6 protein-coding genes, 1 tRNA gene and 1 pseudogene are annotated in these 11299 nt (G+C 35.7%); 3 read left to right on the forward strand and 5 right to left on the reverse strand.

The annotated features are described in order from the left end of the window. Nucleotides 1–411: 411 nt before the first annotated feature. Nucleotides 412–551 (forward strand): annotated as a pseudogene (locus ACFIKQ_RS08320) (integrase); the annotation flags it as partial. A gap of 147 nt (nt 552–698) precedes the next feature. Here the strand turns inward: ACFIKQ_RS08320 and ACFIKQ_RS08325 are convergent. Further along, nucleotides 699–789: transfer RNA gene (locus tag ACFIKQ_RS08325), tRNA-Ser, on the reverse strand. A 313-nt stretch (nt 790–1102) separates the two neighbouring features. Here ACFIKQ_RS08325 and ACFIKQ_RS08330 point away from each other — a divergent pair. After that, the gene (locus tag ACFIKQ_RS08330; protein WP_375656253.1) at nt 1103–2302 is read left to right on the forward strand and encodes a porin; all 1200 of its coding nucleotides are present in this window, start codon (nt 1103–1105) and stop codon (nt 2300–2302) included. A 1245-nt stretch (nt 2303–3547) separates the two neighbouring features. On the opposite strand, the gene ACFIKQ_RS08335 is transcribed toward ACFIKQ_RS08330, so the two are convergent. The 4 genes from ACFIKQ_RS08335 to ACFIKQ_RS08350 form a co-directional block, all read right to left on the reverse strand. Next, nucleotides 3548–4354 (reverse strand): N-acetylmuramoyl-L-alanine amidase, encoded by an 807-nt coding sequence (locus tag ACFIKQ_RS08335; RefSeq protein WP_375656254.1) that lies wholly within the window; start codon nt 4352–4354, stop codon nt 3548–3550. Between the two features lie 858 nt (nt 4355–5212). After that, nucleotides 5213–7387, reverse strand: coding sequence for an isocitrate/isopropylmalate family dehydrogenase (locus ACFIKQ_RS08340; protein ID WP_375656255.1), 2175 nt, complete (start codon nt 7385–7387; stop codon nt 5213–5215). Further along, nucleotides 7384–8115, reverse strand: coding sequence for an alpha/beta fold hydrolase (locus ACFIKQ_RS08345; protein WP_375636615.1), 732 nt, complete (start codon nt 8113–8115; stop codon nt 7384–7386). The genes ACFIKQ_RS08340 and ACFIKQ_RS08345 overlap by 4 nt, the downstream gene beginning before the upstream one ends. A 262-nt stretch (nt 8116–8377) precedes the next feature. Then, nucleotides 8378–9574: a multidrug effflux MFS transporter gene (locus ACFIKQ_RS08350; protein ID WP_375636617.1), complete on the reverse strand. Its 1197-nt coding sequence runs from the start codon at nt 9572–9574 to the stop codon at nt 8378–8380. Nucleotides 9575–10207: 633 nt separating this feature from the next. Between ACFIKQ_RS08350 and ACFIKQ_RS08355 the strand changes: the two genes are divergently transcribed. Then, a complete protein-coding gene (locus tag ACFIKQ_RS08355) occupies nt 10208–10924 on the forward strand; it encodes a phage tail assembly protein (RefSeq protein WP_375644995.1) in 717 nt (238 codons plus the stop codon). The last annotated feature ends 375 nt before the right edge of the window (nt 10925–11299 follow it).

The following is an 11299-nucleotide window of genomic DNA, read 5'->3' on the forward strand; positions in this document are numbered from 1 at the left end:
GATATAGAGAAGTCAAAAACACTTTTTGGAACAAAATCCGTAACATATCTAGCTTTACGGCCGCTTATTCTTACAAATGTTCGTGCTGCTCCCTATGTCCATAAAAATAAATAAGCAATCCTTAGCTAAAAAATATGCAACGTCAATGTGATGCTACAACAGAGATTCGCTTTCCTTTATCAACAAAAGCATGAGAACTTTTGAAACAAACCCATCTTTCTCGGGATATTTTTTTCCACAACTGATCATATTTCCTTTAATATAAATTGGCATAGCGATTTACGTAAAACATATTGCGCTTAAAACATCCCCCATTGGTTTTGCTTTAGTTTACGCCATTAGAAAAAAAGTTTTTGTAACTTGTTTCATGAAACATAAAATAAAAAATAAACACAGGAATTAAGAAAATGAGCAACCACACGCGCTGCTAACGCAGGTATTACAATTTCGCAAATAAATTTAGATGGAAGAAAGATAAAATAGCACCACTCTATACCAAAACAGCCGATAGAAAACGTCTAGCAAGAAAAGCAATTAAAAAGCTTCACAAAATTGGGATTAGTAGAAAAGCAAATGGGCACAAATTACTGAAAATAAAATTCCCACACACAATCGACTACTTTTATAATAATAGATGGCGAAGATATAATAATAGATGGCGAAGATATAATAATAGATGGCGAAGATATAATAATAGATGGCGGAGAGGAAGAGATTCGAACTCTCGAGAGCCTTTTGAGCCCTACTCCCTTAGCAGGGGAGCGCCTTCGACCACTCGGCCACCTCTCCGACAGAGAGGCATAAATGGTATCAACAGAAAGTTCAAGACATTTTCGACTTTTTTCCCAAATATCTGAAATTTTTCTCCTATTGAGCCCATAGGGATAAAAAGTTAACAAAACAAAAATTGTGTCTTTTTTACCACATTATCTCGAATAGTACATGTATACATTACAAAAAGGTAATTTCATATTTGAAACTCTAAAAAGATTAGTATAGCTAAGGTAACAAGTGCCGCGTATTTTATTTATGTCTTTGTCCTTAATGCGTTAGGTGAATGATACTCTTTAGAAGAAGATTAAACGGACCTCGGAGATCTTATATGAATATTAAATCCCTCTTTTTAAGCTCTACAGCAGCTTTTTTAGCAATTTCTGGAGTACATGCTGCTTCAACAGTTATCGCCGAACCCGAACCTGTAGAATATATTCGCGTTTGTGATGCCTACGGAAAAGGATATTTTTATATCCCTGGAACAGATACCTGCATACGTTTATCAGGAAATGTTCGTGCTGATTTTATAGGCGGTGATAATATCGATGCAACAAGCGAAACTGAACTTAGAGACAAAAGAAAAACCTATGGCGCATCATCACGGCTCACCCTTGTTTTTCAAGCAGCTTCTGAAACAGAAATGGGAACACTCCGTTCATATGCAAGAATTTTCTCAAGCTGGGGTGATGGTAGAGACAGCGCTGGTGCAAGGCTTTCAGCCGCTTACATTGAACTGGGTGGTTTTCGCGTAGGTCTTGATGACACAATTTTCAACAGCTGGACTGGTGATTATGGAAATGTTCTCAATGATGATAGCATAGCACCTGCCGGCACAACACGCACCAATTTTATTTCCTACACCTTTAATGGTGACTCCGGCTTTTCTGCTATTATCGGAGCTGAATTAGGCAATAATTCAGATTCTCTTCCTGGAACAGCAGGATACTATATTGATAAAGATGATAAGCTTGTTTCTATCACGAAGGATACTCCTCTTCCAAGTAAAGCAATTAAAAATTACACCCCGAATGTGGTTTTGGGTATAAAGTTTATGCAAAAATGGGGTGGTTTTTCAGCGGTTGCAGCATATGATACTTACTACAAAAAGTGGGCTGGAAAAGTACGTGCAGATTTCAATATCAATGATCGTTTCAATCTATGGGTAATGGCTGGTTATAAAAATGGCCTTGATTACTACACAGTAAATGAAAATGATGAGTTATCACGAAAAAGCACAACGATTTATGCAAACTGGGGCGGTAAATGGGCTGCTTGGGCAGGTGCCACTTACAAACTCACTCCAAAGGCAAATTTAAATGCACAAGTTTCTTATAGTGCTGTAAAAACTTTTGCAACTTCTGTAAATATTGCATATACGCTGGTTCCAGGATTTGTAATTACACCTGAATTAACCTATGTTAATTGGAATGATGATCGCATTGTGACGGATAAAAATAATGATGAAAAACATTTATTCAATAAAAAAAGTGCTTTTCAAGGTATGATCCGTTTACAGCGTTCATTCTAATCCTATTTAAGCTAAAGATTTTAAAAACTGGCAACATAAGTTGCCAGTTTTTATTTTTGCAATCAAACATCATGAGCATCTTTCTTGATACTTATTTTCTTGTCTTTTTGACAAAAATTACTGACTTTCACAAAAATATTCTCAGAAAATTAACCTAATGTGCTTGATAAGAACACTGCGTAGGCGGTGCTTACACATCAATTCAAACAATCTCTTGCGTGCCCTTTAAAGGTGAACAAATACCTTTGCTTTATTACCAAATTGGTCTTTCTTGGTAATTTACTTTTCACCTTTGTTAATTCAGCTCATGATCTTCTCAGATAAATTCTACACTGAACAAATAAAATATTGAAAAAACAAGACATCATTGTGTTTTTTATATGCATGAATGTGTCTTCTATTAACATCCTAAAACACAACATTTTACAACACTGCCTCGCATTAAAAAACTTAATCATCAAGAAACATGTTGTCAAAACGATGAAAATATCCTCCAAAGCAATAAAAGAGAAAATAGATATGTCTTCAAAAAATGAATTGACCTCTTCCCCTTCTAAAGAATAGAGACTCCTATCAGTAGCAATCTGTAAACGACCCACCTTTTTTTGAATCTGCATCACATTGATTTATAATGATAATCTATTATTTTGCATGTTGAATTAACCAAAACCATTCACTTGTACATGACAAATGGAGAGAGCCATGTGAAAAAAACAAGTAAAGAAAATCCTTTTATGCATCGTTTTAAGTTCCAAGGGCTGTAGTAACATTGAGATCTGGCAAAGTATATAATGGTGCTAGGCACTTTTATTAAGCATAAAAATGAGAATACACTTCATAGAGGATTTTAGATTATATTCTTTATGAACGTCGCTGTAAAATATGTGTTGTGATACAGACTAAAAGACATTTCTTTAAAACAAGCATGTAAATATACAATAAAAGGCCATTTTGATTGAAGCGTTTTATCTTGCGTAAGGAACATGCCATCATATACGCAACATCTTGACTTTACTCGTTTTTAAAGGAAGAAAAATATAAGCACAAAGAAACAATAAAATTTAATCTCTGCAAATCACAGAGCTTTCTGTAGAGTTATGTTTCCATAAAACGCCTTATACCGTACATGGGATTTTTTACACGATTAATGCTCTTTTTTACATAAAGCCCATTGGCAAAAAGAAGCCTCTCTTGATAAGAAAAAGGCTTACACGTAATCATATTTTCAATTAAAAAGCATTGAATTCACGGAAAATACTTATCAACCAATGCATAAAGAATTGCTGCTGTTTCAACATCTAGAATCCCATCATAATTTTCTTGACGAAAATGAAGTTGAAATGCTCGGATCAAATCTTTGTATCCTGTTTGGGTACACGCAGCAGAAATGTCATATCCATAACATTTTAGCTTCGCCAAAACATCTTCTTTGGATGGAAAATTCTTAGAGAATTGCTCTTGATAATGACTTTTTAGTTCATCATCATACCATGCTCCTATACCTGCCCTATAAAGTTCTCTCCATGGAAAAGCTGCTCCTGGATCACTTTTCCTTCCAATGGCAATATCACTATGTCCCACAACATCAGTTGGCATAATATCGGGATACCGTTGAAGAATATTCAATGCAAGCTCCTTAACGGCATCAATTTGTATTGGATTATAAGGAGGAAATATACCCCCCTCATCATGATAAGCCATAAAATCAACTGTCTCTTCTGGAGACTCAGAATGACCAGTCGCTAAATTAACGATTTCAATCCCGATAGATGCATCATTGAGATGACTATGCCCAGCCCATGAACTCACACCCGCATGCCATGCACGCTCATTTTCATCGACCAGATTAAAAATACGCATGTCCGTAAAGCCTGCCTCACGATATGTCTGCTCTGAAGGATCAGGAACAAGATAGTGTGCACTAACCTTTTCTCCTGTAAGCGCCATAACCGAGGATTTAAAATCAAGAGCCGTATAATGCATGACGAGAAAACGAACGCGACGATTAAAACTCTTGACAGAACGATAACTGTTGTAATCAATCTGATACATAAAAGCCCTTTCTTTTTTGCTTAAAAAGACCACTGCGCACCACAACAAATAGGACACAAATTGTTAAAAAATTTGCAACGGACTTCCTATCTAGATACTAAGAATTACGCCTAAAATTTGTTCATCAAAAACATTGACACTCTTATCAACAATTAAGACACATTTTTATTTTTCCCACACACACGCGTAAAATGTTTTTAACCACATTCACCAACACACCGCATTAAATATTTTCCTCAAACAAATTCCTAAAAATTACCAATCAAAAGAAAAACAAAAGCATAAAATGATCACTCCTTAAATTTTCACGTCTTACAGAAAAAATAGTTTTTCCTGTTATCAAATTGAAAAATATCGCCCCTCGGAAGCGAACTCCCAACTATCGCGCAATCACACAAAACTTATAGGAAAAATTTTATGAGCTCTTTACAACAATTTATTATCAGATAACTGAATGGCACATATTCCAATAAACTGGACGTATTTTTCAATAAAATTTGCAAAACTTTCCTGTAAATGACACGACTTCTTGTCTTTTCACAACATCACTTTTTGATTTACAAAGAATCTTAATTATTTACAACGCTTGAGGCACACGAAGCCCCTGGATTCCTTGTCATAGGCTCTATTAAAGATAACATATTGATTTATAATAATAATTAATCATTTATAAATATTGAATGCAGCGAGCCTAATATAGTAAAGTTTTTCTTAATCTTGAATCAATCAAAGTCATTTAATTACACATCAAAAGAAAAATTAACCTATAGATAAAAACCACCTAAGAAAAGGATAAAAATACTTCTTATAATAGAACGTTCAATAATTTGAGCAATATTTTTACGTCCCCATAGAGGTTCATTTGCTTTTCTCAGTTTGCAAATATCTTTTTAAAACCAACCAAGCTGCATATTCTTGTAAGACGACACCTAAAAGTGGTCGCGTATAGGGAAAAGTTACACGATCATCGTCATAACCTTTCATCCGTATAGTCATCGTGGCATGTCCAAGGCTTTCTTCTTGATTTTCTAATGTCTCGATAGAAGGTGATAGGCTCACTTCAACCTCAAGATTTGGAATATTTTTTGTACTTTTTTCTATGGGTTGAAAATATTTTAAAAGCTGCGGATCATTGGAAGACCAATGAACCTCTGCATGCATCGCTAATTGTTTACAAGTAGTAGTCACTTCTGCACCAACCAAATAGGGGTGAAAATGATTTTCAAATTCTTCCACGAAATGTTGTTCCAAGGGCGCTTCTGATTGACCAATCAGCTGCACAAGAACATAGGGACTTTTCCATAAAAAATGCCGTTCAAATGGCTCATTTTCAAGATGACAATCAACCCACTGCGCAATGGTACTTTCATCAATTCCAATCAAAGTCCATGCATACCTCGCACGCGATACAGAAGAATATTTCTTCTCATTGTGTTCTAAATAATTCTCTAAAAGCGCAAGAGCCTGTGATGGTGGACCAGGCAAAACAACAAGCGTACTTCCATCGCAAGAGAGATAAAACCCTGGTGCTGTACCCGTAGGATTATCAAGCACGGTTGCTGTCTCAGGAAACAATGCTTGACGCGCATTACTCTTATCCGCCGTAATCCCTAATCGTTGTAATTGACCTTTTATTGTTTGCCAAACATCTTCATGATGTACCAAAGGCTGCTGCACGGCTTTTGCAACCGCATCACGTGTTATGTCATCTGATGTTGGTCCCAATCCCCCACTGATAATGATAAGATCTTCTTGTCCAAGACAAGAAACAACAGTTTCACTGATTTGCTGTAATTGATCAGCACAAACAAAATGACGTGTGACTTGAATATTTCTCTTGTTTAAGCTTTGGCTTAGATCTTGTAAATTCGTATTCAAATATTGTCCTGAAAGGAGTTCATCACCAATAGTAATAATTGCCGCATAACAAACAGAGACAGGTTTCATGAGAGAATTGCGAACAGCTTCAGCCATTTGACGGGTAGAGGCTACACCTCCTAGATCGTAAGATACAGTTTTTCCAGCACGAATAACCTGATCAACACTCTCAGACAGTTGTTTTGCTGCATCTTTAAAGCCTAAATGTTCTAAGAGTAAAGCCGTGGTATAAAGCATCGCAGAAGGATTTGCTTTATTTTGTCCAGCAATACGTAGTGCGCTTCCATGAACAGGTTCAAAATAAGCAATCTCGCTCCCCACATTTGCACTAGGTGCAAGCCCCAATCCTCCCATTACTCCAGAGCCAAGATCAGAGAGAATATTGCCAAACATATTTTCAGCAACAATCACGCCAAACTGCTCTGGCTTCGTTACAATCCACAAAGCAACTGCATCAACATTATGAATATCTGCTTCAATTTCCGGATAGTTTTGCGCAATTTTCTCAAAAATTTCTCGCGAAAATTGTCCACTTTCTCGCATAACATTGGGCTTATCAGCAAAAGTAACTCGCCTCATGCCATATTTTCTTGCATAAGAAAAAGCGTATTCAAATAACCGCTCTAAACCAAAGCGTGTCTGCAAACGGACTGTCCACGCAGCTTCCTCAAGCCCATATTTTGTCAAATTGGGATGTCTTAACCAAGCGGCTGCTTCAGGAGTGATACCCCGAAAATCCAATCCAGCATAAAGACCTTCACTATTTTCTCTGATAACATAAAAATGAAAAGGTTTTTTCGGACCAAAGATGTATCTTATAGGGCGTATATTTGCAAACAACCCTAATTTTTGGCGAAGCTGAAGTACAGGAGAAACATAGGCAAGGTTTTGCTCTTTTAAATGCGGTTCAAGTTCTTTTAAAGCCGCTTCTTTTCCTTTACTGGTCACAGCTCCAAGTAAAATCGCATCACTCTGAGTAATTTTTTGCCAAGTTGCTTGAGGGACAGGATCTCCTTCCTGTTTCCAACATTCAAAACCAATATCACCATAAGTAAACTCAATTGGCAATTGAAATTGCTCTAAGACCATCAGCGCAGCATCACAAACCTCTGGTCCTATCCCATCACCAGGTAATACAAGAACTTTCTTTTTCATAATCCCTCCATCCATTCATCAATGACTGTATCCGTCATAACAGGATTATCCTCCCACAAACGCGTACCAGCACCAGAGATGATCTTATATTCATGATTGAAACAAGGACTTTTCGTCTGATTATCTACCGTTGCAAGTTGTGACTTTTCTCCCACTAAAGCTAAAAACTTCCCCTTATACTTAACTATTTCATCTCTAGCATCCATCGCCAATAAGAGTTTAAAGCCTCTTGTCATGCGTTCAATTGCCACGCTTTTTTGTTGATCAGGAGCCTCCAATAAAACTCTTTTTTTCATAATGCCAGAAGGATGCATAAAACCATTGAGTATTTCCAAAGCTCCTGATAAATCATTATTTTCTAAGTAAACAAGAATATCTCCAAGGCGCCGTTGCAAAACCTTATCAAGATAGCCAGGTGCATTCACAGCAAGCACAGCTTGAACATTGGGAAGCCGTGCTGCCAATATTTGTACCAACATTCCAGCCATAGAAAATCCCACAAGCACTGCGGGCTCTTTAAAATAGCTTTTAAGTTTTTCTTCTATAAAAGATAAAATATCTACAGCAGAATGATTGAGAACATGAGAACTCTTAGGAAAAAGAGAAAGCGTATCCAGCAGAGTGACAGGGAATCCTTTTGATAAGCATAGCTTTGTCAATGGAGAACAAAAAACACCACCATCCCAAATTGGCATTACAGGAGAAAGAATAATAATAGGAAGGCTCATTGATCAATTCCTCCCCTTATTTTAAAACATGCATTAGAGCCAAAACTTTTCCCACCCAATATAATGAAAATATGTTGAAACTCTAGGCTCATACTCCCCCCCCATCATAATCGATTTGTTAAACTCAAACTAAGCTTGTAACAAATTTTAAACCCATTCAATCCAACAACTTAATAAAAAAAATTCATCTAATGTACAGGTGCCCCATTTGTGTAAAACATCAAAAGCATTTCCGCATAATGCTTTCTTTTTATCATTTCACTCAGCTCATTTCTGAGGTCATAAAATGACGCGCTTTTTGAATATAAATGATAAAACCAATCATACAACACACAGCTAACAAAGTGGCCATAGCCCGTGGGCTATGACCAGAGATTTTTCCGATAACCGCTGCACTTAGCGCCGCACTTCCTAATTGCAAAGATCCCATAACACCAGAAGCCGCTCCCGCAGCTTTCGGATGCGATGAAATAGCCAACGCTGTTCCTAACGGCAATAAAAAACCATTACCAAAAGTCAGAACAGCAATAGCCAAAAAACTTGTCACAAGGGGCCATGGGCTTAGATACATTTGCACAGCAAAGAGCACGCCTCCTATAACAAAAATAATGTATCCTCGACAGACAGTCTTTTCCATAGACTCGCGTTCAAAAAACCATCGCGCCAAAAGATTTCCCAAAATATAGGGCAATGAGACACCAATGTAGCTATAACTAATGTGTATTGGTGATAGACCCAAAGTCGTGAGTAAAAAAGGCGATTCCACAATATAAGCAAAATAAGCTATGTAAGAAAAACACGGAATAAGTGCATAAAAAATAAATTGTTTATTTCTAAAAACGCCTAAATATGCCTTCATCAATCCTACAGGGGAAAAATGCTGCCGTTTTTGAGGGGGCAGAGTTTCCGTTAGCACAAAACAACACAGCAAAATGGTCAAAAATATAAAAAAGCTTAAAAAGATAAAAGTTGCCTGCCAATGAAAAGCTTGTATCAAAAGTCCACCAATGAAAGGTGCAAGTGCTGGTGACATTCCAATAAAAGGGAAAACAATCAAATAAAGTTTTCCGGCTGCTTTTTTATCTAACAAATCATTGATAATTGCACGACTTAAGACAAGTCCCGCACAAGCACCAAGACCTTGCAAAAAACGTAACACAAGAAAAGCGTGAATATGAACCGTATAAATCGCACCAAATGTTGTAAATAACCACAAGAATAAGCCCAATAGAAGTGTTTTTTTACGCCCAAAATTATCACTCAGCGGCCCATAAATGAGCTGTCCAAGTGCCAATGCCAACAAAAAAACTGCCACTGCACTCTGAATTTGAGATTGTGTCACTTGATAATATTGACGCATCTCTCCCAGTGCTGGTAAAAAAATGTCGGTAGAAATCAATCCCCCCGTCGATAAACATACAATAAGTATAATGAATGGTAATGTATATTTATGAATCATAAAGAAAATCACACTTTTAGTTAGAGATTAAATAGTATTTAATTAAATATAACAAATATAATTATATTTTATGCTTATACATACAAATAATAATTATTAAAAGTGTTATTATTTTACTTTGTAAAAATATTATTTTTCTTATAGACAGCGTTTTGTTTTACGGACTTCATGGGACAAAAAGTTATTCCCTAAATAAGCTTTCCTGTACACACATCTTGCTATAACACACATCAACCTTTTTCAGAAACATCATAGATAAAATGCACTGATATTACATACCTTCTCCGCGACAACAATGGTATTCTCATACAATATCGAGTGAAATGAATCTACAAAATTCAAGGAAGAAAAACGGTCTATTGACGGCTCTACTCCAAAATTACGACCGTACAAAGCCCACTTCTAACACAACAATAGCTTGAAAAGCCTATCAACATAAACCTTTATTGTAAAGAATTTAGGTCTATCAGCTCATAGAGTATAATGACACCCCTGCAAAAAAACAAATATACTTTGCTCATTGCATGAAACTTTTTAATTAAGATAAAAAATTAAAAAAACTGTATAACATATTGATAAATATAATACTGTAATTTAATATATTTTTATTTAATTGACTCATAAGAGCTGTGAATGTGCATAATAGAAATAACACGCGTCCCATTACTGATACCCCTTACAGTTGAAGAAAAAACATATACAGAGATTAGTTTACGACGTGCAAAAGTTAAAGACTTAAGAGAAATAAGCAAAAAGGAAGGGATCAAGCAAACAATAGAAATGATTGCCTGTCTTTCGGGATGGTCTTATGATATGATCAACAAACTTGATGAGCATGACTTTTCAAATATCAAAGATATTTTGGACTCCTCAGTAAAAAAAGCGCTCGACAAAATAATCAGCATCAGTAACGATATTAAAATGGCTTTGAAAAATCCATTCACAAGCTATGTCGAAAGTTTTATCCATAAAATAAAAACACTCATGGGAAAAATAATGAATGTCTGTATTTTCAGCAACACCATGTTGGAAAAATGCAAAAACAGTTTGTATAAAGATATATTTGAAACAAAGGATATAAAAAACATAAAAGAAGAAATCTTTAGCGACTATACACCAATAACAGTGCATAACCCTTCTAATACACCGATTCAAATGAACATTATAAATTACGGTACCTTCATACAAAATAGTCCATCAGAACATGTGCATATTGCATCTCATCCCAAAACTGAAAACACAACAAAAAAGTCAATTTTGGATATAATCTTAAAATTGTCAGACATTGCCTCAAAAATTTTGAATCTGCCTTCTTGGTGTTGGGAGCTTTTACTTAAAAGATTGAAATAATTTTTCGAGCATCGTTTTGATATAGAGCAATAAGAGAAGGAAAAACAGCTTAGAACACTAATGTTTCTTCCTTCTCTTTTATCTCTCATAGCTTTTTGAATTGAATACTTTTGATATTTATTTTGAATAATTGAGGCATTCTTTTAATCATAAGTGCAATATAAAAAAACTAAAATTTTAGAAGACGCGCTGTTTTTACAAAAAAATGAAATAATAAAATAAAGACTCTAGAATTTTAAGTAATGATCACCGTCCTGTTTTCGATGTTTTCTGTCCTTTTTGGCGCATATCTATTCACTTTTGGAACATAATTGGCAAAAAGACATTGTATCTCCAGCATATTCAAGGAGATAAAACATGGAAACTCGCATTCCT

This window comes from Bartonella sp. MR63HLJHH (assembly GCF_042194155.1).
Classification (GTDB): domain Bacteria; phylum Pseudomonadota; class Alphaproteobacteria; order Rhizobiales; family Rhizobiaceae; genus Bartonella; species Bartonella grahamii.